The sequence below is a fragment of the Streptomyces sp. RFCAC02 genome, assembly GCF_004193175.1.
In the GTDB taxonomy this organism is placed as follows: Bacteria; Actinomycetota; Actinomycetes; order Streptomycetales; family Streptomycetaceae; genus Streptomyces.
Genome location: NZ_SAUH01000001.1, coordinates 3,719,134 through 3,742,291, shown reverse-complemented (window position 1 = coordinate 3,742,291; position 23,158 = coordinate 3,719,134). Strand labels below are relative to the sequence as shown.

At 73.7% G+C, this 23,158-nt stretch carries 21 protein-coding genes and 1 pseudogene; 9 read left to right on the top strand and 13 right to left on the bottom strand.

From position 1 onward, the window contains the following. Positions 1-67: 67 nt before the first annotated feature. Complete coding sequence (gene trpS / locus EMA09_RS17315; RefSeq protein WP_129841928.1) at positions 68-1,093, bottom strand: tryptophan--tRNA ligase; 1,026 nt, start codon at positions 1,091-1,093, stop codon at positions 68-70. A 162-nt stretch (positions 1,094-1,255) separates the two neighbouring features. On the opposite strand from trpS, the gene EMA09_RS17310 reads away from it, so the two are divergent. Both EMA09_RS17310 and EMA09_RS17305 read left to right on the top strand, forming a co-directional pair. Continuing rightward, positions 1,256-2,242, top strand: a complete 987-nt coding sequence (locus EMA09_RS17310) for a malate dehydrogenase (protein WP_129841927.1) — start codon at positions 1,256-1,258, stop codon at positions 2,240-2,242. 136 nt (positions 2,243-2,378) lie between these two features. Then, on the top strand, positions 2,379-3,290 hold the full coding sequence (locus EMA09_RS17305; protein WP_129841926.1) for a glycine betaine ABC transporter substrate-binding protein: 912 nt from the start codon (positions 2,379-2,381) through the stop codon (positions 3,288-3,290). A 7-nt stretch (positions 3,291-3,297) separates the two neighbouring features. Here EMA09_RS17305 and EMA09_RS17300 read toward each other — a convergent pair. Together EMA09_RS17300 and EMA09_RS17295 are read right to left on the bottom strand one after the other, a co-directional pair. Continuing rightward, positions 3,298-3,660 (bottom strand): annotated as a pseudogene (locus EMA09_RS17300) (DUF3017 domain-containing protein); the annotation flags it as partial. Positions 3,661-3,698: 38 nt separating this feature from the next. Further along, positions 3,699-4,574 carry a bifunctional methylenetetrahydrofolate dehydrogenase/methenyltetrahydrofolate cyclohydrolase gene (locus tag EMA09_RS17295; RefSeq protein WP_129841924.1) on the bottom strand — a complete coding sequence of 292 codons (876 nt, stop codon included), beginning with the start codon at positions 4,572-4,574 and terminating at the stop codon, positions 3,699-3,701. Between the two features lie 287 nt (positions 4,575-4,861). On the opposite strand from EMA09_RS17295, the gene EMA09_RS17290 reads away from it, so the two are divergent. The 3 genes from EMA09_RS17290 (at position 4,862) to EMA09_RS17280 (ending at position 6,461) form a co-directional block, all read left to right on the top strand. After that, positions 4,862-5,407 carry a DUF4234 domain-containing protein gene (locus EMA09_RS17290; RefSeq protein WP_129841923.1) on the top strand — a complete coding sequence of 182 codons (546 nt, stop codon included), beginning with the start codon at positions 4,862-4,864 and terminating at the stop codon, positions 5,405-5,407. Between the two features lie 145 nt (positions 5,408-5,552). Continuing rightward, a complete protein-coding gene (locus EMA09_RS17285) occupies positions 5,553-6,188 on the top strand; it encodes an HNH endonuclease family protein (protein ID WP_129841922.1) in 636 nt (211 codons plus the stop codon). Positions 6,189-6,209: 21 nt separating this feature from the next. Next, positions 6,210-6,461, top strand: coding sequence for a hypothetical protein (locus EMA09_RS17280; protein ID WP_129841921.1), 252 nt, complete (start codon positions 6,210-6,212; stop codon positions 6,459-6,461). 65 nt (positions 6,462-6,526) lie between these two features. Here the strand turns inward: EMA09_RS17280 and purH are convergent, their stop codons facing one another. Further along, positions 6,527-8,095: a bifunctional phosphoribosylaminoimidazolecarboxamide formyltransferase/IMP cyclohydrolase gene (purH, locus tag EMA09_RS17275; protein ID WP_129841920.1), complete on the bottom strand. Its 1,569-nt coding sequence runs from the start codon at positions 8,093-8,095 to the stop codon at positions 6,527-6,529. After that, positions 8,092-8,700, bottom strand: coding sequence for a phosphoribosylglycinamide formyltransferase (gene purN, locus EMA09_RS17270; RefSeq protein WP_240796442.1), 609 nt, complete (start codon positions 8,698-8,700; stop codon positions 8,092-8,094). The genes purH and purN overlap by 4 nt, the downstream gene beginning before the upstream one ends. 131 nt (positions 8,701-8,831) lie before the next feature. On the opposite strand from purN, the gene EMA09_RS17265 reads away from it, so the two are divergent. Beyond that, positions 8,832-9,569: a hypothetical protein gene (locus EMA09_RS17265; RefSeq protein ID WP_129841918.1), complete on the top strand. Its 738-nt coding sequence runs from the start codon at positions 8,832-8,834 to the stop codon at positions 9,567-9,569. Between the two features lie 544 nt (positions 9,570-10,113). On the opposite strand, the gene EMA09_RS17260 is transcribed toward EMA09_RS17265, so the two are convergent. Next, positions 10,114-11,556 (bottom strand): DUF6350 family protein, encoded by a 1,443-nt coding sequence (locus EMA09_RS17260; protein ID WP_129841917.1) that lies wholly within the window; start codon positions 11,554-11,556, stop codon positions 10,114-10,116. 74 nt (positions 11,557-11,630) lie between these two features. On the opposite strand from EMA09_RS17260, the gene EMA09_RS17255 reads away from it, so the two are divergent. Continuing rightward, positions 11,631-12,302 (top strand): sigma factor-like helix-turn-helix DNA-binding protein, encoded by a 672-nt coding sequence (locus EMA09_RS17255; RefSeq protein ID WP_129841916.1) that lies wholly within the window; start codon positions 11,631-11,633, stop codon positions 12,300-12,302. A 66-nt stretch (positions 12,303-12,368) separates the two neighbouring features. Here EMA09_RS17255 and sucD read toward each other — a convergent pair whose 3' ends face one another. From sucD to EMA09_RS17240, 3 genes are all read right to left on the bottom strand, one after another. Further along, complete coding sequence (gene sucD, locus EMA09_RS17250) at positions 12,369-13,256, bottom strand: succinate--CoA ligase subunit alpha (RefSeq protein WP_129841915.1); 888 nt, start codon at positions 13,254-13,256, stop codon at positions 12,369-12,371. Between the two features lie 17 nt (positions 13,257-13,273). After that, positions 13,274-14,452, bottom strand: coding sequence for an ADP-forming succinate--CoA ligase subunit beta (gene sucC, locus EMA09_RS17245; RefSeq protein WP_129841914.1), 1,179 nt, complete (start codon positions 14,450-14,452; stop codon positions 13,274-13,276). A 176-nt stretch (positions 14,453-14,628) separates the two neighbouring features. Continuing rightward, positions 14,629-15,072 carry a cobalamin B12-binding domain-containing protein gene (locus EMA09_RS17240; protein WP_129841913.1) on the bottom strand — a complete coding sequence of 148 codons (444 nt, stop codon included), beginning with the start codon at positions 15,070-15,072 and terminating at the stop codon, positions 14,629-14,631. 324 nt (positions 15,073-15,396) lie between these two features. Here EMA09_RS17240 and EMA09_RS17235 point away from each other — a divergent pair, with 324 nt between their 5' ends. Beyond that, positions 15,397-16,833, top strand: coding sequence for a peptidoglycan DD-metalloendopeptidase family protein (locus EMA09_RS17235; RefSeq protein ID WP_240796441.1), 1,437 nt, complete (start codon positions 15,397-15,399; stop codon positions 16,831-16,833). 91 nt (positions 16,834-16,924) lie between these two features. Here the strand turns inward: EMA09_RS17235 and EMA09_RS17230 are convergent, their stop codons facing one another. Together EMA09_RS17230 and pcrA are read right to left on the bottom strand one after the other, a co-directional pair. Further along, the gene (locus tag EMA09_RS17230; RefSeq protein ID WP_129841911.1) at positions 16,925-17,623 is read right to left on the bottom strand and encodes a hypothetical protein; all 699 of its coding nucleotides are present in this window, start codon (positions 17,621-17,623) and stop codon (positions 16,925-16,927) included. A 156-nt stretch (positions 17,624-17,779) separates the two neighbouring features. Continuing rightward, positions 17,780-20,320, bottom strand: coding sequence for a DNA helicase PcrA (gene pcrA, locus EMA09_RS17225; RefSeq protein WP_129841910.1), 2,541 nt, complete (start codon positions 20,318-20,320; stop codon positions 17,780-17,782). Positions 20,321-20,543: 223 nt separating this feature from the next. Between pcrA and EMA09_RS17220 the strand changes: the two genes are divergently transcribed. Then, entirely contained in the window at positions 20,544-21,746 is a 1,203-nt protein-coding gene (locus EMA09_RS17220; protein ID WP_129841909.1) for a C40 family peptidase, read from the top strand. On the opposite strand, the gene EMA09_RS17215 is transcribed toward EMA09_RS17220, so the two are convergent. Both EMA09_RS17215 and EMA09_RS17210 read right to left on the bottom strand, forming a co-directional pair. Next, positions 21,722-22,312, bottom strand: a complete 591-nt coding sequence (locus EMA09_RS17215) for a GyrI-like domain-containing protein (protein ID WP_129841908.1) — start codon at positions 22,310-22,312, stop codon at positions 21,722-21,724. The two genes, EMA09_RS17220 and EMA09_RS17215, sit on opposite strands and share 25 nt — an antisense overlap. Further along, the gene (locus EMA09_RS17210) at positions 22,309-23,100 is read right to left on the bottom strand and encodes a MerR family transcriptional regulator (protein ID WP_129841907.1); all 792 of its coding nucleotides are present in this window, start codon (positions 23,098-23,100) and stop codon (positions 22,309-22,311) included. Before EMA09_RS17210 ends, EMA09_RS17215 begins: the two co-directional genes overlap by 4 nt. Positions 23,101-23,158: the final 58 nt, after the last annotated feature.

The following is a 23,158-nucleotide window of genomic DNA, read 5'->3' as shown; positions in this document are numbered from 1 at the left end:
CCCTTCTCGCGGCCCCCCGCGTACGACCCCCGCCGCTGATCCGGGGCCGGCGCGCGCCGGCCCCGGATCAGCGGCCCGGCGGCGGCACGGGCGGCAGGAAGCCCACCCGCTCGTAGACCTGCGCCAGGGTCGGCGCGGCGACGGCCCTGGCCTTCTCCGCGCCCCGGGCGAGCAGCGCGTCCAGCTCGGCCGGGTCGTCGAGGAACTCCCGGGTCCTGGCGCGGAACGGCGCCACCCAGTCGGCGAACACGTCGGCCAGCTCCGTCTTGAGGACGCCGTAGAGCTGCCCGGTGAACTTCTCCTCCAGCTCGCCGATGGAGATGCCGGTCAGGGCGGAGTAGATCGACAGCAGGTTGCTCACGCCCGGCTTGGCCGCTCGGTCGTACCGGATCTCGGTGCCCGTGTCGGTGACGGCGCTGCGGAACTTCTTCGCCGACACCTTCGGCTCGTCCAGGAGCCAGACGATGCCCTTCTGGGTGGACGCCGACTTGCTCATCTTGACGGCCGGCTCCTGGAGGTCCTGGATCTTCGCGGCGTCCTTCAGGATGTGCGGCCCGGGCAGCGTGAACGTGTCGCCGAAGCGGGTGTTGAACCGCTGGGCGAGGTCCCGGGTCAGCTCGATGTGCTGCCGCTGGTCCTCGCCGACGGGGACCTCCTGCGCGTGGTAGAGAAGGATGTCGGCGGCCATCAGCATCGGGTAGGTGAGCAGGCCGACCGTCGTGCCCTCGGTGCCCTGCTTCGCCGACTTGTCCTTGAACTGGGTCATGCGCGACGCCTCGCCGAAGCCGGTGAGGCAGTTCAGCACCCAGGCGAGCTGCGCGTGCTCGGCGACGTGGCTCTGCACGAACAGCACGCACCGCTCCGGGTCGACCCCGGCGCCGAGGAGCTGCGCGGCGGCCAGCCGGGACGACTCCCGCAGCGCCGCCGGGTCCTGCGGAATGGTGGCCGCGTGCAGGTCGACGACGGAGTAGAACGCCTCGTGGGTCTCCTGCAGGGCCACCCACTGGCGCACGGCGCCGAGGTAGTTGCCGAGGTGGAATGACCCGGCGGTGGGCTGGATTCCCGAGAAGACGCGGAGACGTGTCGTGGCCATGGGGCCATTCTCTCAGGTCGCTCCGACAGCCGATCCGGCCCGTCACCGCACCGCCCGCGCCCCACGCCCGCCGTGGGCGGCCGTGGACCGTTCGGTTAACCTGACGGCGGCCCCGGCCCCTGTCGCCGCCTGTACCGCTTTGACCTCGGAAGGCCACTCATCATGTCCCGCACTCCCGTCAACGTCACCGTCACCGGCGCCGCCGGCCAGATCGGCTACGCCCTCCTCTTCCGCATCGCCTCCGGCCACCTGCTGGGCCCCGACACGCCCGTCCGGCTGCGCCTGCTGGAGATCACCCCGGCCCTCGGTGCCGCCGAGGGCACCGCCATGGAGCTGGACGACTGCGCCTTCCCGCTGCTGTCGGGCATCGACATCAGTGACGACCCGAACGTGGCCTTCGACGGCGCGAACGTCGCCCTCCTCGTCGGCGCGCGCCCCCGTACGAAGGGCATGGAGCGCGGCGACCTGCTGGAGGCCAACGGCGGCATCTTCAAGCCGCAGGGCAAGGCCATCAACGACCACGCCGCCGACGACATCAAGGTCCTCGTCGTGGGCAACCCGGCCAACACCAACGCCCTCATCGCGCAGGCCGCGGCGCCGGACGTGCCGGCCGAGCGCTTCACCGCGATGACCCGCCTCGACCACAACCGCGCGCTGACCCAGCTCGCGAAGAAGACCGGCAGCACGGTCGACGCGATCCGCCGGCTCACGATCTGGGGCAACCACTCCGCCACCCAGTACCCGGACGTCTTCCACGCCGAGATCGACGGCCGCGCCGCCGCCGACGCCGTGGACGAGAAGTGGCTCGCCGACGAGTTCATCCCGACCGTCGCGAAGCGCGGCGCCGCCATCATCGAAGCCCGGGGCGCGTCCTCCGCCGCCTCCGCCGCGAACGCCGCGATCGACCACGTCCACACCTGGGTGAACGGCACCGCCGAGGGCGACTGGACCTCCATGGCCGTCCCGTCCGACGGCTCCTACGGCGTCCCCGAGGGCCTGATCTCGTCCTTCCCGGTCACCACGTCGGACGGCACGTACTCCATCGTGCAGGGCCTCGCGGTCAACGAGTTCTCGCGCACCCGCATCGACGCCTCCGTCAAGGAGCTGTCCGACGAGCGCGACGCCGTCCGCGGGCTCGGGCTGATCTGACCCGCTCGCCGACGCGATCCGGCGCACCTGTGGCCCCGGACCCGTGTCCGGGGCCACACTGCGTCGTGACGGGACCGCCGCGCCCGCCGTCCCGTCCGCCGACCGCCGCTCGCCGCCCGCCGGAGGAATCCGCACCATGCGCCGCATACGCCAACCGCTGCTCGCCGGCGTGGGCATACTCAGCCTGCTCGCGACGAGCGGCTGCGTCTTCGTGGACCGGCTGTCGGGCGGCGGCGCGGCCGAGGAGGCCGACCCGGTGCGGATAGCCGTGCCCGAGTGGCCCGGCGGCGTGGCGAACGCGGCGGTCGCCGCCTACGTCCTGGAGTACGAGCTCGGCGTCCCCGTCGAGAAGGTGTACGTCTCGCAGGACGAGGCGTGGGAGGGGCTCGGCAGCGGCGACATAGAGGCGGTCCTGGAGGACTGGGGGGCGCTGCCCGACGCGCGGCGCCTGTACGTCGAGGGCCGGGAGACGGCCGTCGACGCGGGACCGCTCGGCATCACGGGCCACGTCGGCTGGTACGTGGCGGGCGGCGACGACCTCACGGCGGAGCACCCGGAGGCGCTGGACTGGCGCCACCTCAACGACTACGCGGACGAGTTCGGCGGCGAACTGCTGCACGCCGACCCCGCCTACACGACGCGCGACGACGCGATCATCGCCGACCTCGGCCTCGACTACCGCACGGTGACGGCGGGCAGCGAGGAGGCCCTCGTGGACCGGCTCGCCGACGCCGGCACGTCGGGGCGGCCGGTCCTCGCGTACTTCTGGGAGCCACACTGGCTGGCCGGCGAGGTCGACCTCGCGGAGGTGCGGCTGCCCGACTACTACCCGTCGATAGAGCTGCGGAAGTACCTGAACGCCGAGTTCGCCGAGGACGGCGGTGAGGCGGCGGCGTTCCTGCGGGCGTTCTCCTGGAGCGAGGAGGACCAGAACGCGGTCGCCGCGCTGATGGAGCACGACCACCTGAGCCCGACCGCCGCCGCCGAGCGGTGGGTGGACGGCCACCCGGACGAGGTGGCCGCCTGGCTCGACGCCGCCCGCGCCTGAGCCGCGCTCAGCCCGCCGAGAAGCGCAGCACGTCCTTCAGGAACGGCAGCTCCAGCAGCGGATCCGGCTCGGCCATCAGCGTCAGCAGCACGATGAGCGCGCCGAGCACCCCGTACGTCAGCACGTCGGTGAACCGCGACCTGACCGCGAGCATCCCCACCGCCGGCAGCCAGCAGCGCAGCGCGGCGCCGGCCAGCAGGGCGGCGCCGACCACCAGCAGGCCGACGCGGAAGTCCGCCAGGGTGAGGAGCAGCCCGAGCAGGGTGCTGCCGAGGACGGTGAGGAGCGGCCACTGCCGGATGGGGGCGGGGACCTCGCCGCCCGCGGTCCGCTGCCCGCCCTCGGGCCGCGCCGTGCTCCGGGTGGGGTAGGCGTCGTCGTCCGCGCTCATCGCCGCGCCGGCCCCCATCAGTCGGCGGCGAGGGCGCCGGGGGCGGCGGCGCGCTCGGCGGCCTCCACCACGTTCTGCAGGAGCATGGCGCGGGTCATGGGGCCGACGCCGCCGGGGTTGGGCGACAGCCAGCCGGCGACCTCGGCGACGCCGGGGTGCACGTCGCCGGCGATCCTGCCGTGTCCGTCACGGCTGACGCCGACGTCGAGGACGGCGGCGCCCGGCTTCACGTCCTCCGGCTTCACGAGGTGCGGGACACCGGCGGCGGCCACGATGATGTCGGCCTGCCGCAGGAGCGCGGAGGCGTCGCGGGTGCCGGTGTGGACCTGGGTGACGGTGGCGTTCTCGCTGCGGCGGGTCAGGAGCAGCGGGATGGACCGGCCGACGGTGATGCCGCGGCCGACCACGACGACGTGGGCGCCGTCGATCTCGACGCCGCCCCGGCGGAGCAGGTCGATGCAGCCGTTGGGCGTGCAGGGCAGGGGCGCGGGCTCGCCGAGGACGAGGCGGCCGAGGTTCACCGGGTGGAGGCCGTCGGCGTCCTTGGCGGGGTCGATCAGGCCGAGGACGCGGTTGGTGTCGATGCCGCGCGGCAGCGGGAGCTGGACGATGTAGCCGGTGCAGGCGGGGTCCTCGTTCAGCTCGCGGACGACGGCCTCGATGTCGGCCTGGCTCGCCGTGGCGGGCAGCTCGCGCTGGATGGAGGCGATGCCCACGGAGGCGCAGTCGCGGTGCTTGCCCGCGACGTACTTCTGGCTGCCGACGTCGTCACCGACCAGCAGCGTGCCGAGCCCGGGGGTCACGCCGCGCTCACGGAGTACGGCGACCCGGGCGGAGAGGTCGGACTTGATGGCTGCTGCGGCGGCCTTGCCGTCCAGAATCTTCGCGCTCATGCCCCCATCCTCGCGGATGGCGCGGCGGCGCGGCGAATCGGTCCCCGCCGGGCGGAGGTGAACAGCACGCGCCCCTCCCGTCTCAGCTTCGCCACAGTCCGCGTCCGCCCCTGGACACGGCGGCCGTCCGCGCGTTCGAATGACGGGCCGGGTGGCCCGGAAGCGGCACGACGGCCCTCCCCGCGCGGCGCGTGCGTCCCCTCCCCCACCGCGCGTCCCCCCGCGCAGACCGCCCGCTTGACGTTCCGTCGGACTGATGTCCCATGAGATGCAGGAGGAGCTCCGCAGTGAGCGACAGCCAGACGCCGCCCACCCCGTACGGCCAGCCGGGGGTGCCGGCGGGGTACCCATCGCAGCAGCCGGGCTATCCGGCGGCCACCGCTCCGGTCGCGGTCACGGGCACGCCCTACGGGCAGCAGACGAGTCCGGGCATGGGGCGCGCGATGCGGCAGCGGAACGTGTTCGCGGCCTGGATCGGGCTGCCGATCATCACGCTGGGCGTCTACGTCCTGGTGTGGCAGTACAAGATCAACAAGGAGCTGGCGCAGTTCGACCGGCGCATCGTCGTCAGTCCGGGGCTCTCCACGCTGGCGATCTTCCCGGGGGTCTTCCTGCTCTACATACCGCTGTTCGTCGCGGTGTACAACACCGGCAAGCGCGTCGCGCAGGCGCAGCGTGCGGCGGGCATGGCGGCGACGTGCAGCCCGGCGATCGCGGCGATCCTCGTCGTGGTGCTCAGCTCGTACCGGCTCTACATCCAGTCGGAGATCAACAAGATCCACGACCACTACCGGAACCCCCCGGAGGGCACCCCGGTCCCGCTGATGGCCTGACCGCGCCGCGCGGGCTCCGGGGGCGCGCGCTCCCGGCGCCCGCGGACCGGCCGCACCTCGGCCCACCGTCACAACAGGTCATGATCACGTCACTTTCGGGCATCACAGGGTGGCAGGCGAATCACCCACCCCCCGGAGGTGCCGCATGCCGACCCGACCGAGGCCCAGGACCCTGATCATCACGACGAGCGCCCTGACAGCCCTGCTCACGGCCGTCCCCGCGGGCTCGGCGGCCGCCGAGCCGCCGGACATCCCCGACGCCGACACCGCCCGCACCGAACTCGCCGGCCTGACCGTCGCGGGCGAGGGCGGCATGAGCGGCTACTCCCGCGAGAAGTTCCCCCACTGGGAGAGCGACGGCGACTGCACCACGCGCCAGACCGTCCTGGCGCGCGACGGCGAGGACGTCGAGACGGGCGACACGTGCCAGCCCGTCTCCGGCTCCTGGTACAGCCCCTACGACGACACGACGCGGACCTCCCCCTCCGACGTGGACATCGACCACGTCGTGCCGCTCGCCGAGGCATGGCGCTCCGGCGCCGACGGGTGGACGACCGACGAGCGCCGCGACTTCGCCAACGACCTGGAGCACCCGCAGCTCATCGCCGTCAGCGACACGTCCAACAGCTCCAAGGGCGACCAGGACCCCGCCGACTGGCAGCCGGTCGACGACTACCACTGCACCTACGCGCGCATGTGGGTCGACGTGAAGCACGAGTGGGGACTGACCGTCGACACCGACGAGAAGGCCGCGCTGGAGGAGATGCTGGGCACCTGCTGACGCGTCCGGTATGAGTGGGGCATGAACGAGAGGTACTCCGTCTTCACGGCCCCCAAGGGCGGCGTGATGACCAGCGAGGTCGGCGTCATCACCGGCGAGCTGGAACTCCACACCGACGCGGACGCGGACGGCGTCCTCACGCTGCGCGTGCGCTACGCCGGCGCCGACGAGTGGTACACCGTGGACGGCGGCCCGTGGCGGCTGCACGACCCGCGCGACCACGAGGTCCTGCACGAGGTCCTGGTGAACATGCTCCACCGGCCCCAGCCCTAGCGTCTGTCCGGGCACACGACGGCGGCGCCGCGCCGGGGATCCGGTGCGGCGCCGCCGTCGGCCGCTCAGTGGAAGAAGTGCCGCGTGCCCGTGGTGTACAGGGTGACGCCGGCGGCGCGGGCCGCCTCGAAGACCAGCTCGTCACGGACCGAGCCGCCCGGCTGCGCCACCGCCCGCACGCCGGCCTCGGCCAGCACCTCGAACCCGTCGGGGAACGGGAAGAACGCGTCGGACGCCGCGTAGGAGCCGGCCGCGCGCTCGGCACCGGCCCGCTGGACGGCGAGCCGCGCGGAGTCCACCCGGTTCACCTGGCCCATGCCGACGCCGACGGTCGCGCCGTCCTTGGCGAGCAGGATGGCGTTCGACTTGACGGCGCGGGAGGCACGCCACGCGAACGCCAGCTCGGCCAGCTCCGCCTCCGGCAGCGCCTCGCCCGCGACCAGCGTCCAGGTCGCCGGGTCGTCGCCGGGCGCCTGGAGCCGGTCGGTGACCTGGGCGAGCGCGCCGCCGTCGATCGGCCGCAGCTCGATCCGGGACGCCGGGGGCTCGGGGCAGCGCAGCACGCGGATGTTCTTCTTCCGCGTGAGGGCCTCGAGGGCGCCGTCCTCGTAGTCGGGAGCGACGATGACCTCGGTGAAGATCTCGGCGACCTGCGCGGCCATCTCCGCGCTGACCGGCCGGTTCACGGCGATGACGCCGCCGTACGCGGACAGCGGGTCGCAGGCGTGCGCCCTGCGGTGGGCCTCGGCGACGTCGGCGCCGACCGCGATGCCGCAGGGGTTCGTGTGCTTGATGATCGCGACGGCGGGCTGCTCGTGGTCGTAGGCGGCGCGGCGGGCGGCCTCGGTGTCCACGTAGTTGTTGTACGACATCTCCTTGCCGTGCAACTGCTCGGCCGCCGCGAGGCCGCCGCCGCTCGCGTCGCGGTACAGGGCGGCGGACTGGTGGGGATTCTCGCCGTAGCGCAGGACGCTCTGGCGGGTCAGGGAGAGGCCGGCCGCGGCGGGGAAGTCCGCGCCGTCCTCGCCGAGGCCGGCGAACCAGCCGGCGACCGCGACGTCGTAGTCCGCGGTGTGCCGGAACGCGGCCGCCGCGAGGCTCCGCCGCTCCGGCAGCGTGAACCCGCCGCCGGCCGCGGCGGCCAGCACGTCGCCGTACCGCGCCGGGTCCACGACGACGGCGACGGACGGGTGGTTCTTCGCCGCCGCGCGCACCATGGAGGGGCCGCCGATGTCGATCTGCTCGACGCACTCGTCCTCGCCGGCGCCGGAGGCGACCGTCGCCGAGAACGGGTAGAGGTTCACGACGACGAGGTCGAACGGTTCGATGCCGAGCTTGTCCAGCTCGGCCCGGTGGTCGTCGCGCCGCAGGTCGGCGAGGATGCCGGCGTGCACCCGCGGGTGGAGGGTCTTCACGCGGCCGTCCAGCGTCTCGGGGAAGCCGGTCAGCTCCTCGACCGGCGTCACCGGCACCCCGGCGGCGGCGATCCGCGCGGCCGTCGAGCCGGTCGAGACCAGCGCGACGCCGGCCGCGTGCAGCCCGCGCGCGAGCTCCTCGAGACCGGTCTTGTCGTAGACGCTCACCAGCGCGCGGCGCAGGGGCCGCCTCGTTCCTTCGTTGCCTTCGGCCGTCACGGGATGTACACCTTTCGTCCCTCGATGCGGTAGCCGTCGCGGGCGAGCCGGCCCACGACATCGACGAGCAGACGCCGCTCGACAGTCTTGATGCGCTCGTGCAGCACGGCCTCGTCGTCGTCCGGCTCGACGGGCACCGCCTGCTGCGCGATGATCGGCCCGGTGTCCACGCCCTCGTCGACGAAGTGGACGGTGCAGCCGGTGACCTTGACGCCGTACCTGAGCGCGTCCCGTACGCCGTGGGCGCCGGGGAAGCTCGGCAGGAGCGCCGGGTGGGTGTTGACGACGCGGTCGCGGAACGCGGCCATGAACGCGGGGCCGAGGATCTTCATGAACCCGGCGGACAGCACCAGGTCGGGCGCGTACGCCTCGACCGAGGCCGTCATGGCGCGGTCCCAGGCGGCCCGGTCCACGAAGTCCCGCACGCGGTGGACGAACGTGGGGACGCCCGCGCGCTCGGCGCGGGCGAGGCCCTCGATGCCGTGCCGGTCGGCGCCGACCGCGACGACCTCGGCACCGTAGGACGGCCCCCGGTGTCCGATCGCGTCGAGGAGCGCCTGGAGATTGGTCCCCGAGCCGGACACGAGGGAGACGATGCGAACCACGGCTGGGGCTTTCTCTGGGGGGAGGTCTGACCGCAACGATACCGGCACGCCTCGCTCCCCCCGTGCCCCGGGGCGGCCCGGGGCAGGTACGGTCGGTGGGAGGCAGCTACGAGGGAGATTCGACGACCACGATGACGGACCGACGCCGTTCCCCCGGCCCGAAGGACGAGCCGGCGGAGGAGAATCCCTTCGCACCGCCGCCCGAGGGCACTCCCGACCGTCCGTGGCAGCCGCGCCGCCCCGAGGGCGACGACGGCCGGGACGGCGGTGACGGCGACGGCGGCCGGGACGACCAGCGGCAGCGCTGGGGCCGGCAGTGGAGCGACCGGCAGCCTGGCCGCGGATCGGGGCGCTGGGGCGACCCGGCGGGCGGCGGGGGCGGCCAGGGCGGCCCGCCCGGCGGGCCGCGCGGCTGGGACCCGTCCGACCCCGGGCAGCGGCACGCGCGCTACGCGCTGCTCGGCGGCATGTGGGGCGTGTGCGCCGGTGCCCTGCTGGGCTGGGAGTGGCTCGGTCTGCTGCTGGGCGCGCTCGCGCTGTACTGGGGCATCAGCGGTCTGCGGGGCGGCCCGAAGGGCGGGGCGTCCAAGCGGGAGAAGAAGGTCGACGCCCTGCAGGGCCGTGCGCCCGCGCCCGCGCAGCCGGCCGCCGCGGGCCGCGACGCCGACCGGCCCAGGACGACGGCGGCGGTCACGGGCATCGTGCTGGCGGCCCTGTCGCTGGTGATCGTGGCGGCCTCGTACACGTTCCAGCTCGTGTACAAGGACTACTTCGACTGTGTGGACGACGCGCTGACGGCCCCTTCGCGCGAGTCCTGCGAGAACCTGCTCCCCGACCGGCTCCAGCCGCTGTTCGGCGAGAACCGCTGACGCGCGGCGGACGGGCGTGCCACCGCGCCCGTCGCCGACCCCGCTGGGCGTGACCGACACCGGCCGTCCCTCGCCACGGCACCGCATCCCATTCCCGGGACTCTCGACGTCCCTCCTGCCGCCACGCGTCACCGCACTCCGGAGACAGCCGGGCACCGGGCACCCCACCGGCGTGGGTGACGCGCCGCACCCACCGCGCCGGCCACCGAGCCGCCACGCGTCACCACGCCCCGGGACAGTCGTGCACCGGCCGCCCCGGCGAGGCAGGCGGGCGGGCATCCCCCGCGACGCCGGTCACCGACGCGGCTCGGCCCGACCGGCACCCGCCGCCCGTCACCGGCGGCCCGCCCGGCAGACCGGCGTCACCGGCCACCGCGCGGCACGGCGCACGGCGCGACGGTGGGCAGCCGCCTCCGTGCGCCGCGCATGCTTCCCGGCGCGTGCGAGAGCCGGGCCTCGTGGCTCCGGGACCCGTCCGTGCCCGTCGGGCGGCTTTCGCGGCCCGTGGGGGATGCGACGCGCCGGACGCGGTGTCGTCGAACGCTCAGTCCTCACCCGGTCGGGTGATTCGTCGCGGCTGCCGTGACTCCGGCGGCTCCTGCATCTCCGGGACCAGCGCCCCCGAGGTCTTCCGCAGGGCCGCCCAGCGCAGGAGCCGGGCGTTCGTCAGGTGCCATTCGCGCGCGTCGGGCGCCTCGGGCGGCCGGCGGAAGAGCCGCACGATCCTGGCGTCGAGGCCGCTGCGGCGGGCCGCGCGCAGCAGCAGCGCCAGGGGCGGGACGGTGACCGCCGTCCACGCCGCCGCGGCGAGCCCGGTCAGCCACGGCGAGGGGCCGAACGAGGCGAGCGCGTCCGTCCCGAGCGGCCCGCCGGCCCAGGCGGCGAGGACGCCGAGCCCGGCGCCCGTCCCGCACGCCGTGCCCAGCCCGAGGAGGGCGGTCGCGCCGGCCCCCTCGTCGGCGGCCGTGCGCGACCGCGCGACGAACCAGGCCGTCACCACCGCCCCCGCGGCGGGGACGACCGCGGGCAGCACCCACAGCGCGGGGTGCCCTGGCGTCCCGTCGGGCAGGGCGGCCAGGAGGGGGAAGTCGGGGAGCCGCGGCACGTCCCGGACGGCGAGGGGACCGACCGCGCTGCCCGCGCCGGCGGTGAAGCCGGGACCGAGGCCGTACGCCGCGCCCCAGACGGCGGCGTTCGGCGCGAGCGCGGACGCCAGCAGCAGGACGGAGAGCCGCCCCGACCAGTCCGTCGCGAGGTGGGCGAACGCGTCCTGCGCGGCCCCGGCGCGGACGGCGAGGCCGCAGCCGACGAGCAGCGCGCCGGCGCCGCAGTAGGCCGCGAGGCCGGCGCCGGCGGCCCGCGCCGCCGCGCCGGTCCGCTGCCACCACAGGCCGCCGATCCACCGGGTCACCGCGGCCGACGGCAGCGAGCCGCAGACGGCGCAGGCGCCGGCCAGCGTCACCGTCACCGCGAACAGCGGCAGGTGCACGGCCGCGCTGAGCGGTTCGGCGGCCAGTTCCCCGCCGCGCGCGAACACCACCACGACGGTGCCGGCCAGCAGGTAGCCGGCGCTCACCCACAGCGCGGCCCGGGGGCCGTCGGCCGGGTCGGCGTCCCAGCCGGGTGCGTCGCGGTACGGCAGCAGCGACACCCGTACGGCGCGCAGCAGGAGGAGGGCGGGGGCGGCGGCCAGGAGCAGCGGGGTGAGGCCGACCGGCGCGGGGCCGCCGTCGAGGGTCCCGGTGCGGACGAGGTCCGTGCCGTGGCCGAGGAGCCACAGGTCGGCGGCGACGCGCAGGGCGCTGCCCGCCCCGTCGTCGGGATACGGGGAGAGCGTCCACAGGAGCAGGACGAGGGCGGCCGGCACGCCGAGGCCGAGTCCCGCGGCCAGGAGTCCCTCGAAGAGCCAGCGGGCGCGGACGCGGCCGGCCGGGACGAGACGCGGGACCGGTCGGGGCGGGCCGGACGGCCGGGTTACGTGTCGCACGCGGCCATGCTGCCAACAACACCCGGAATGCCGGGGTAACGGGATTTCACCGCTGTGTCGCCCACTATGCAGATATGACCGATTTGCATACCACCGTATCGCCAGATGATCCGGTCGCAGCGTTCGATCGTCTCTACGTACGGCACGCCCCGTCGCTCAGCCGCCAGACGTTCCTGCTGAGCGGGCGGTCCGACTTCGCGGACCGCGCGGTGGTTCGGGCGTTCCGGCACGCCTGGGACCACTGGCCGGAGGTCGCCGCGCGGCCCGACCCGGGCGGCTGGGTCCGTACGGCGGCGTACGACCACGCGCTCTCCCCGTGGCACCGCCTCTCCCCCGGCCACCGGCGCCGCACGGCCGCCGTCAGCGGCCCCCTGCTCACCGCGCTCCAGGCCCTCCCGCCGCGCCACCGGCGGGTCCTCGTCCTGCACGAGATCGTCGGCCTGGACCTCCTGCGGACCGCGCGCGAGGCCGAGGCGACGACCGGCGCCGCGTACGCCCGCCTGGCGCACGCGCGGCGGCTCCTGGGCGAGCGGCTGCCCGAGTTCGGCGCGGCACCGGCGGGGGAACGCGGCCGCGTCCTCAAGGCGCTGGCGCTCGATGCCGTCGCCGGGCACACGCCCGCCGGGCCGCCGCCCGAACGCGTCCGCGTCTCGGGCGAGCGCGCCACGCTGCGTCTGACCCTGGCCGGCTACGGCGTCACCGCGGCGACGGCGGCGGGCCTGGCCGCCGCCGCGCTCCTCGGCTGACGCGCGACGCCCCCGCGGCCCGGCGGACCGGGCGGCGGGGGCGTCGCGGTGCTTCCGCGCGGGGGCTCAGGCCGAGGCCAGCAGCTCCCGGGCCAGGCGGGCGGTCTCGGACGGCGTCTTGCCGACCTTCACACCCGCGGCCTCCAGGGCCTCCTTCTTCGCCTGCGCCGTGCCGGACGAGCCGGACACGATGGCGCCGGCGTGGCCCATCGTCTTGCCCTCGGGGGCGGTGAAGCCGGCGACGTAGCCGACGACCGGCTTGGTGACGTTGGCCTTGATGAAGTCGGCGGCCCGCTCCTCGGCGTCGCCGCCGATCTCGCCGATCATCACGATCAGGTCGGTCTCCGGGTCCGCCTCGAACGCGGCCAGCGCGTCGATGTGCGTGGTGCCGATGATCGGGTCGCCGCCGATGCCGACGCAGGAGGAGAAGCCGAGGTCACGCAGCTCGTACATCATCTGGTACGTCAGCGTGCCGGACTTCGAGACCAGGCCGATGCGGCCCGGCTTGGTGATGTCGGCCGGGATGATGCCCGCGTTCGACTCGCCGGGGGTGATCAGACCGGGGCAGTTCGGACCGATGATGCGGGTCTTGTTGCCCTTCTTGCCGGCGTACGACCAGAAGGCGGCGGTGTCGTGGACCGCGATGCCCTCGGTGATGACGACGGCCAGCGGGATCTCGGCGTCGATCGCCTCGATGACCGCGTCCTTCGTGAACTTCTCCGGTACGAAGATCACCGTCACGTCGGCGCCGGTGGCCTCGATGGCCTCCTTCACGCCGCCGAACACCGGGATCTCGGTGCCGTCGAAGTCCACGCTCTGGCCGGCCTTGCGCGGGTTCACGCCGCCGACGATGTTCGTGCCGGAGGCGAGCATCCGGCGGGTGTGCTTCTGGCCCTCGGACCCGGTCATCCCCTGGACGATGACCTTGCTTTCCTTGGTGAGGAAGATAGCCATGGTGGTGTTCGGTTCCTTTACTTCGCGGCGGCCAGCTCGGCGGCGCGGTCGGCCGCTCCGTCCATGGTGTCCACCTGCTCCACGAGGGGGTGGGCGGCGTCGGTCAGGATCTTCCGGCCGAGCTCGGCGTTGTTGCCGTCGAGGCGGACGACGAGCGGCTTGTCCACGGTCTCGCCCTTGGACTTCAGCAGCTCCAGGGCCTGCACGATGCCGTTGGCGACCGCGTCGCACGCGGTGATGCCGCCGAACACGTTGACGAAGACGGACTTCACCTCGGGGTCGCCGAGGATGATCTCCAGGCCGTTCGCCATGACCTCGGCCGAGGCGCCGCCGCCGATGTCGAGGAAGTTGGCGGGCTTGGCGCCGCCGTGTGCCTCACCGGCGTAGGCGACGACATCCAGGGTGCTCATGACGAGACCCGCGCCGTTGCCGATGATGCCGACGTTGCCGCCGTCGAGCTTCACGTAGTTGAGCCCGCGCTCCTTGGCGGCGGCCTCCAGCGGGTTGGCCGCGGCCTTGTCCTCCAGGGCCGCGTGGTCCGGCTGGCGGAACTCGGCGTTCGCGTCCAGCGACACCTTGCCGTCCAGGGCGATGACCTTGCCGTCGGCCGTCTTGACCAGCGGGTTCACCTCGACGAGGAGGGCGTCCTCCGCGATGAACACCTTCCACAGGCGCACGAGCACGTCCGCGACCTGGTCGGCGACCTCGGCCGGGAACTTCGCCGCCTCGACGATCTCCTTCGCCTTCGCGGCGTCCACACCGTCGTTGGCGTCGACGGGGATGCGGGCCAGCGCCTCCGGCTTGGTGGCGGCGACCTCCTCGATCTCCATGCCGCCCTCGACGGACGCCATGGCGAGGAACGTCCGGTTGGTGCGGTCGAGGAGGAAGGACACGTAGTACTCGTCCACGATGTCGGCCGTCTGGGCCAGCATCACACGGTGGACCGTGTGCCCCTTGATGTCCATGCCGAGGATGGCGCCGGCCTTCTCCACCGCGTCATCGGGGTCGGACGCGAGCTTCACACCGCCCGCCTTGCCCCGGCCACCGGTCTTCACCTGCGCCTTGACGACCACACGGCCGCCAAGTCGCCCGGCCGCCTCGCGCGCCGCCTCCGGCGTGTCGATGACTTCACCGGCCAGTACCGGCACGTCATGCTTGGCGAAGAGATCCCTCGCCTGGTACTCGAACAGGTCCACGCGCGTCCGTCCCTCAATCTGTTTTCGCGGTTCGTTGTCAGCGTGGGCGTGCCGCGTGGCCGCGTCGATCCGACAGGCGCGACGATGCGCCCGCCACGCGGCAGGTCCGGAGACGAGCGTATCCGGGTGTCCACGGGCGTCGTAAATCGCAGGTCACACCGGAGTCGTGAGACCCGTCACAATTCGGGGGCATCATCCGCCCCGGGAGCGTCCGCGGCACCCTCCCCGACGTGCTCCCTGACCCACCGGACGATGTCCCCGGTGGCCGCGCCCGGCGTGAAGACCGCGGCGACGCCGAGGCCGCGCAGGGCGGGGATGTCCTCGTCGGGGATGATGCCGCCGCCGAAGACGGTGATGTCGGCGGCGTCGCGCTCCGCGAGCAGCGCGAGCACGCGGGCGAAGAGGGTGTTGTGGGCGCCGGAGAGGATGGAGAGCCCGATCGCGTCGGCGTCCTCCTGGATCGCGGTGTCCACGATCTGCTCGGGCGTCTGGTGCAGGCCGGTGTAGACGACCTCCATGCCGGCGTCCCGGAGGGCGCGGGCGATCACCTTCGCGCCCCTGTCATGCCCGTCGAGCCCCGGCTTGGCCACCACGACACGGATCGGACCTGGAGCAGCCATCGTCTCGCCTCCCGAAATCCCCGGCGGCGGTGCCGGGCGTATGGTCATCGCTCCCAGAATGTCCCACGTGAACGGCTCCGGCGGGAGACCGCGGACCGCTGCGGCACGCCACCCGGAATTCGAACTTTCTTCGAACATTTCGTGGGGGTCTCGCCGCCGCTCTCACCGAAACACGCCCTAATGCCCTTTTCCTGCAGGCGGGAAACGGGCGAACAGCCCGCCGAAGATTGTCGGCGCGAGCCGGCGGCGGGTACAGTCGCCGCACTGCAGCCGCCGGGCACCACCCCACCCCAGCTTCTGTTGTCGAGCCGAAAGGCATTGTCGGTGAGCGATCATCCGTTGTCCGGTCCGTCCGGGCACTTGGATCACCCCGGCCACGGCCCGTCGTCCGGCTGGCAGCAGGACCAGTCGTACGGCTACGGCACCGCGACGGGCACCGCCTACGCCTACGACGGCTCCCAGGAGTACGCCGCCCCCTACGGCACGGCGACCGGGTACGCGGACACGACGGGTTACGCGGACGGCGGCGCTTACGGTTACTCCACGCAATACGGACAGCAGGGGAATTACGGCGAGTATCCGCAATACGCGGGATACCCGGACCAGGGATCGTCCGCACCGATCGCCGAGCACACCGATTACGGCGCTTTTCCGCAGGCCGGATACGTCGCGGACGGCTACGGCACGGACCTGTCCGCGCAGAGCGGCTGGACCGGGACCGATTACTCTGCGTCCTATTCGGCCGCTTCCGGCGACGCGACGCACACCATGGATTTCCCGGCCGGTGGATTCGGGGCCGACGCCGGATTCGACGAGGCGTTCGGCGGCGTGCCCGAGCCCGGGTCGGCGCCGGACCCCGGGACCGTCGCCGACGCCGACACCCTCACCGACTTCGACGCGTCGGCCGCCTTCGACGACGGCGGCCCGGACGCGGACACGACCGACGCGTCCCCGGAGGAGCCGCAGGACGCGCCGGACGAGCCGGTCGACGTGACGCCGCCGCCCGCGGCCCGGCGCGGCCGCCGGCGGGCGACCGTACGCCCGCGCGCCAGGTCGGCCCTCCTGACGGTCGCCGCGCCGTCCCTGTGCGTCCTCGGCGTCACCGCCGTCGCCACCGCCGCGACCGTGAGCGACACGACCGGCACCACGGCCGACCCGGCACCCGTCGCGGCCCCCGACCCGTCCGACGTGGAACCGGTCGCCGCCAACGCCGAGTTCGACACGCAGCTCGCCGGGCTCACGGCCGCCGTCGACGACTACACGGAGCGCGCCGGCCGCACCCAGGAACGCATCGACCTGCAGGAACAGCAGGAGCAGCAGGAGCGCGAGGACGAGGAGGAGCGGCAGCGGATCGAGGAGGAACGGCAGAAGTTCTTCCTGCCCGTCGCGCAGCACGGCCTGAGCGCGTACTACGGCCAGGCGGGCGTCAACTGGATGTCGCTCCACACCGGTATCGACTTCCCCGTGTCCTACGGCACGGAGGTCATGGCCGCCACGGACGGCACGATCTCCACGCAGTGGCACCCCAGTTACGGGAACATGGTCGTCCTCACCGCCGCAGACGGCACCGAGACGTGGTACTGCCACCTCGACAGCGCCGTCTACCAGTCCGGCTGGGTGCAGGCCGGCACCGTCATCGCCTACTCGGGCAACTCCGGCAACTCCACGGGACCCCACCTGCACTTCGAGGTGCGGCCCGGCGGCGGCTCGGCCGTGGACCCGCTGCCCTGGCTGCGCGCCCAGGGCCTGGAGCCCACCTGATCGCCCGCACGGCCCCGGACAGCCGGACGGCCCGCCGTTCTCCCGTGCGGGAGGAAACGGCGGGCCGTCCGGCTGTTGTATGCCGCGCCCGTCAGGGGGTGCGGCGGGCGATCGCCTGGCCGATACCGATCGCGCCGACCGGGGCGAGTGCCCACAGGATGTAGTCGATGGCCGCCAGGTCTTCCTCGAAGACGTTCCAGGTGTCGCCGAAGTACTGGAAGAAGATGGTGAACGCGTTGTCGTCCGTCGGGAAGTACTCCGCGACGAGCAGCGCCGTGCCGAACATGCCGCCGAAGATCATCGCGCCGACCGCGAGGGCGGCACCGGTGATGTAGGCGCCCCAGTTGTTCTTCGCGAAGAACGCCGGGCCGAGGCCGACCAGGACGCCGACACCGATGGCGAGCCAGTTGAACTGGGTGATCTCGCCCGTGTCCTCGTCGAAGCCGGCCTTGTAGATGTAGCCGTAGATGACCGCGCCGACGATCATGCCGAGGACCGACAGCAGGATCGCGAGCCCCACGTTGTTGCGGGTCGCCGAGGGCGGCGGCGGCATGAAGCCGCCGGGGCCGCCGTACGGCTGCTGGGGCGGGTAGCCGTACCCGCCCTGCGGCTGCGGGGCGCCATAGGGCTGGGGAGGCTGCGGGGGCGCGCCGTAGGGCTGCGGCTGCCCGCCCGCCGGCGGCGGGGGCGGCGCGCCGTACGGCGACTGGGGTGCGCCGCCGGGCTGCTGGGGCGGCTGCTGTCCGCCGAAACCACCGCTGTCCGGCGCCGGCTGCCAGGGCTGGCTCATGGATGTTCCCCCTGGGAATGTTCCGATGTGAGACGTACTCCGGGGACAGAAGGAACTGGAGTACGGACGTTGCCAGGGAAGCTAACCCTCTCCCCGGCAGGCACGACAAGCCCTCTCCCCGGTCTGTGACATACCGGCGACACTACCGGGCACGGGTCACAGCTTTTCCACAGGGGCATAGCGAAGCACGAGACGCTTCGGCTTCTCGCCCCCGAAGTCGATGAGCGCCTGGGTGTGCTTCCCGCTGCCCTCGACCGACAGGACCCGGCCGAGACCGAAGGTGTCGTGCGTGACGCGGTCCCCGGGCGCGAGGGCGGCGATCGGGCGGTCGGGCTCGCGGCCGGTCGCGAAGCCCTGGGCGCCGAGCCGTTCGCGCGCCTGGCCGCCGCCGCGCGGCGCGGCGGACCGCCGGGGTGCCGCCGGCGCGGCCGGCAGGGAGCCGGTGCGGCGCCAGTCGAGGTGCGTCTCGGGGATCTCGTCGAGGAAGCGGGACGGCGGGTTGTGCTGTGGCTGCCCCCACGCGCTGCGCAGCGCGGACCGGGTGACGTAGAGGCGTTCGCGGGCGCGCGTGATGCCGACGTAGGCGAGGCGGCGTTCCTCCTCCAGCTCCTTCGTCTTGCCGAGGGACCGCTGGTGCGGGAAGACGCCGTCCTCCATGCCCGTGAGGAAGACCACGGGGAATTCGAGGCCCTTGGCGGTGTGCAGCGTCATGAGGGTGATGACGCCCTTGTCGTCGGGGTCGGCGTCCTCGGGGATCTCGTCGGAGTCGGCGACGAGGGCGACGCGCTCCAGGAAGTCGGCGAGCGTGCCGGGGCCGGGGGTGCCGTCGTCGGCGTCCGCTCCCTCGCCGCCGTCGGGGGCCGCAGCGCGCTCCTCCTCGAACTCCAGGGCCACCGTCGCGAGTTCGCGCAGGTTTTCGACGCGGGTCTCGTCCTGCGGGTCGGTGGACGTCTGGAGTTCGGCGAGGTAGCCGGTGCGCTCCAGGACGGCCTCGAGCACGGTCGCGGGACCGGCGCCCGACTCCACGACGGTCCGCAGCTCCTCCAGCAGCACGGTGAAGCGCTTGACGGCGTTCACGGACCGGGCGGCCATGCCGTACGCCTCGTCCACCCGCCGCAGCGCCTGCGCGAACGAGATCCGCTCGCGCGAGGCGAGGGCCTCGATCATCGCCTCGGCGCGCTCGCCGATGCCGCGCTTCGGGACGTTCAGGATGCGGCGCAGCGGCACGGTGTCCTCGGGGTTGGCGAGGACCCGGAGGTAGGCGAGGACGTCACGGACCTCGCGGCGCTCGTAGAAGCGGACACCGCCGACGACCTTGTACGGCAGGCCGACGCGGATGAACACCTCCTCGAACACGCGGGACTGGGCGTTCGTGCGGTAGAAGACGGCGACGTCCCCCGGCCGCGCGTGGCCCTGGTCGGTGAGGCGGTCGATCTCGTCGGCGACGAACTGGGCCTCGTCGTGCTCGGTGTCCGCGACATAGCCCGTGATACGGGTGCCGGCGCCCTCGTTCGTCCACAAATTCTTGGGGCGGCGGTCCTCGTTGCGGGCGATGACGGCGTTGGCGGCGGACAGGATCGTCTGCGTCGAGCGGTAGTTCTGCTCCAGCAGGAGGGTCGTGGCGTCCGGGTAGTCCTCCTCGAAGCGGAGGATGTTGCGGATGGTCGCGCCGCGGAACGCGTAGATCGACTGGTCGGCGTCGCCGACGACGCACAGCTCCGCCGGGTCGTCCTCCCCCGTCAGGAGGCGGATCAGGGAGTACTGGGCGATGTTGGTGTCCTGGTACTCGTCCACCAGGATGTGCCGGAAGCGCCGCCGGTAGTGCTCGGCGACGTCGGGGAAGGCGTCGAGCAGGTTGACGGTCGTCATGATGATGTCGTCGAAGTCCAGGGCGTTGGCCTCGCGGAGCCGCGCCTGGTACATGCCGTACGCCTCGGCCAGGGTCTTCTCGAAGCCGTCGGACGCCCGCGCGGCGAAGTCCTCCGGGTCGATCAGCTCGTTCTTGAGCTTCGACACCTGGGCGCTGAACGACTTGGGCGGGAACCGCTTCGGGTCCAGGTCGAGGTCGCGGCAGACCAGCGCCATCAGCCGGCGCGCGTCCGCGGCGTCGTAGATCGAGAAGCTGGACGTGAAGCCGAGGGTCCGGCTCTCGCGCCGCAGGATGCGCACGCACGCGCTGTGGAACGTCATGACCCACATGGCGTTCGCGCGCGGGCCGACCAGCTCCTCGACGCGCTCCCGCATCTCCCCGGCCGCCTTGTTGGTGAAGGTGATGGCGAGGATCTGGCCCGGGTGCGCTCCGCGCTCGGCCAGCAGGTACGCGATGCGGTGGGTGAGGACGCGGGTCTTGCCCGATCCCGCGCCCGCCACGATGAGGAGGGGGGCGCCGCTGTGGGTGACGGCGGCGCGCTGGGCGTCGTTCAGGCCGGTGAGGAGCGCGGCCGGGTCCTGCACGGGCTTGCGGGCGCCGTTGCGGTAGTGGGCGTCGTCGTCGGCGAGGTGCGGCTCGGCGTACGCGCCGCCGAAGAGGCCGTCGGGGATCTCCTCCTCGTGCGGCTCCTCGGGGCCGTACGGGTCGTACCGCCCGTCGTCCGGCGCGTCCGGCAGGTCCGGGGCGTGCGCGGAGGCCGGCCCTGGCGCCGGTGAGGACGGGGCGCCGAGGCCGGCGAGGAAACTGTCGTCGAAGAGGCCGCTCATCGCTGCCGAGTGTAGGCCGCCCGGGTGCCGCGCGGCGGGCGCGGGCGACGCACGGGGGCCGTCACACCTCCCGTACATAACGAATCGGTTTCGGTCATATCGCGCATCGGCCTTCCCAAAGCCACCGCGGAGTGACTACGGTGCGACGCCAGACGGCCCGCCGTTCCGGGCGACCGCTCTCCCCCGGGGCGGCGCACGGCCGGAAGCAAAGGAGACGCCCTCCGTGGGTTCCCATCGCAAGCCGCGCACCGGGATTCTGGAGTCCCCCGCAGCGCGCCGCGGCGCGGTCGGCGTCGGCGCCGCCGCGCTCGCTTCCGCCACCCTCCTCGGCCAGACGGCGTCCGCCGACGACGCGGACCCGCCGTCCGTCGGCGAGCAGCGCGAGCGCGCCGAGGGCGCGCGGCAGCGGGCCGCGGAGGTCCAGGAGCAGGTCGACGCCCTCTACCGCGAGGCGGGGACCGCCACCCAGCGCTTCAACGAGGCGCAGGAGGAGGTGGACGAGCAGCAGGCGTCCGTGAACCAGCTCCTCGACGAGGCCGCCGACGCGGCGGAGCGCGTGAACGACGCGCGCGCCCGGCTCGGGTCGCTCGCCGCCGCGCAGTACCGGCAGGGCAGCGGCCTGTCGCAGACGGCGACGCTGCTGCTGTCCGAGGACCCCAAGGACTTCTTCGACAGCCGGCACACCCTCGACCGGCTCGGGGACGTGGAGCGCGAGGCGCTCGCCGACTTCGAGTCCGGGCAGGCCGCGGCGGAGAGCCGGCGCGCCGAGGCGTCCGAGGCGCTGGGCGAGCTCGAGGCCAGCGAGGCCGACCTGGAGGCGCAGAAGGCGGACGTGCAGGAGCGCCTCGCGGCGGCCCGCACCCTGCTGGACGAGCTGTCCGCCGAGGAGGAGGCCGAGCTGGCGGAGCTGGAGCGCCTGGAACGCGAGGAGGCGGAGCGTCAGGCGCGGGAGGCCGCCGAGCAGCGGGCCGCGGAGGAGGCCGCGGCAGCCGAGGCCGCCGAGCAGGCCGAGGCCGAGGAGGAGACCGGCACCACCACCGACGGCGGCACCGGCACCGCCGACGACGGCACGTACGCGTCGCTCGCGGCGCAGGCCATCGCGTTCGCGGAGGCCCAGCTCGGCAAGCCGTACGTGTGGGGCGCGACCGGACCGAACAGCTACGACTGCTCCGGCCTCACGCAGGCGGCGTGGCTGGCGGCCGGCGTCGAGCTGCCCCGCGTCACCTGGGACCAGGTCAACGCCGGCACCCGCGTCTCGTACGACGAGCTGCAGCCCGGTGACCTCGTCTTCTTCTACGACGACATCAGCCACGTCGGCCTGTACACGGGCGACGGGATGATGATCCACGCGCCCAAGCCCGGCGCGAACGTGCGCTACGAGTCGATCGACTACATGCCGTTCTACGGCGCCGTCCGCCCCGCCTGAGACGCCGCCGCCGGGCGGACGGGCTGGCGCAGGACCGTGCGCATCCCGGCGGGGTCCGTCTCGCGGACGTCGGAGAGGTAGATCTCGTGGTGCAGGCCGGCCGTACGGAGGCCGTGCCGGGCCGCGTACGCGTCCATCAGCGCGAGGGACCTCGCCTCCTCGGCGTAGTGACCGTGGTGCGTCATCTGGACGCACAGACCCTCGGTGAAGGTGACCGACTGCACCCGGTCCACCGCGTGTCCCGACGGCCGGGCGTCCTCGCGCGCGGTGTCGGCCGCGCCCGGGTCGAGGCCGTCGGGCAGGCGCAGGAAAAGGTGCCAGCGCCACTCGGTCCGCGGCACCTCCAGCGGCGGCCGTGGGTCCTCCACCCACCAGCGGCCTTCGAGCGGTACCGCCGGGATTCCGGGCAGCGTTCCGGCGACGGCGTACAGCGCCCGCGCGCAGACGGCGTACTCCGCGCCGCCGGGTTCGCCCCGTCCCGTGACACCGAGGCCGTGCACGGACCCGAAGGTCGCGAGCCCCGGCTCGTCGGGGGCGTCGTACCAGGCTGTCCTGTCGTCGTTCACAGTGGTTCCTCCAGCGGAATCAGCAGTTCGGTGACCAGCCCGCCGGGCTCCGTGGTGGCCGGGTCGGTCAGGTAGACCTCACGGAGCGGCCCGTCCGGTCGGTGCCCCCGTTCGAGGCAGCGGGCGAGCGCGGCGTGGCTGGTGAGGACGATCTGGTCGTACGGGCCGGTGTGGACCGTGGTGGCGAACAGGCCGCCGGGCAGCACGTCCGCGGTCAGACCCGTCGGCGCGGCGCACCCGGCGGGCAGCGGCGCGGCGACGGTCACCGGGACGCTCTCCCCCAGCTCGACGGGGAGGACGCCGGTCAGCCGCCCGGTGCGCCCGCCCATCAGCGCGCGCAGCGCCGCCACGCACGCGGCGGTGGTCCGGCCGACGTCCCGCGGCGAGCCGGCCACGCCCCGGACGACGGCCACCCGCTCCGGTTCCACACGCCGGAGCGTGACCTCTGCGGTGGGCAGGCCGTCCGCCAGGATGCGGTCCAGCGCGGTCAGGGCGCGGCGGCGCCGGGCCAGCTCATCGTCGAGCCGGTCGCGCACCCCGGCCAGGGCCGCCGCGGGATCCCGCCCCTCCAGTACCTCCCCGATGGTGCCCAGGGGCACGTCGAGAGAACGCAGCAGGGCGATGGACAGCGCCTCCCGCGCCTGCTCCGGGCGGTAGTAGCGGTACCCGCTGGCGGGGTCGACCCGGGCCGGCCGCAGCAGTCCCAGGTCCGCGTAGGCGCGGAGCTGTTTGGCGCTGAGCCGCACGAGCCGCGCGAACTGCCCGATGGACAGCAGACCGTCGTTCACGGGCACCAGCCTGGGCCTTCCCCCCGGGGGAAGGTCCAGCGGGCGCCGCGTCCCGGTG

Excerpts from the sequence above, each read along its gene's own strand:
- trpS (WP_129841928.1), bottom strand. The coding sequence starts at position 1,093 with ATGGCCACGACACGTCTCCGCGTCTTCTCGGGAATCCAGCCCACCGCC.
- EMA09_RS17310 (WP_129841927.1), top strand. The coding sequence starts at position 1,256 with ATGTCCCGCACTCCCGTCAACGTCACCGTCACCGGCGCCGCCGGCCAG.
- EMA09_RS17305 (WP_129841926.1), top strand. The coding sequence starts at position 2,379 with ATGCGCCGCATACGCCAACCGCTGCTCGCCGGCGTGGGCATACTCAGC.
- EMA09_RS17295 (WP_129841924.1), bottom strand. The coding sequence starts at position 4,574 with ATGAGCGCGAAGATTCTGGACGGCAAGGCCGCCGCAGCAGCCATCAAG.
- EMA09_RS17285 (WP_129841922.1), top strand. The coding sequence starts at position 5,553 with ATGCCGACCCGACCGAGGCCCAGGACCCTGATCATCACGACGAGCGCC.
- EMA09_RS17280 (WP_129841921.1), top strand. The coding sequence starts at position 6,210 with ATGAACGAGAGGTACTCCGTCTTCACGGCCCCCAAGGGCGGCGTGATG.
- EMA09_RS17265 (WP_129841918.1), top strand. The coding sequence starts at position 8,832 with ATGACGGACCGACGCCGTTCCCCCGGCCCGAAGGACGAGCCGGCGGAG.
- EMA09_RS17255 (WP_129841916.1), top strand. The coding sequence starts at position 11,631 with ATGACCGATTTGCATACCACCGTATCGCCAGATGATCCGGTCGCAGCG.
- sucD (WP_129841915.1), bottom strand. The coding sequence starts at position 13,256 with ATGGCTATCTTCCTCACCAAGGAAAGCAAGGTCATCGTCCAGGGGATG.
- EMA09_RS17240 (WP_129841913.1), bottom strand. The coding sequence starts at position 15,072 with ATGGCTGCTCCAGGTCCGATCCGTGTCGTGGTGGCCAAGCCGGGGCTC.
- EMA09_RS17230 (WP_129841911.1), bottom strand. The coding sequence starts at position 17,623 with ATGAGCCAGCCCTGGCAGCCGGCGCCGGACAGCGGTGGTTTCGGCGGA.
- pcrA (WP_129841910.1), bottom strand. The coding sequence starts at position 20,320 with ATGAGCGGCCTCTTCGACGACAGTTTCCTCGCCGGCCTCGGCGCCCCG.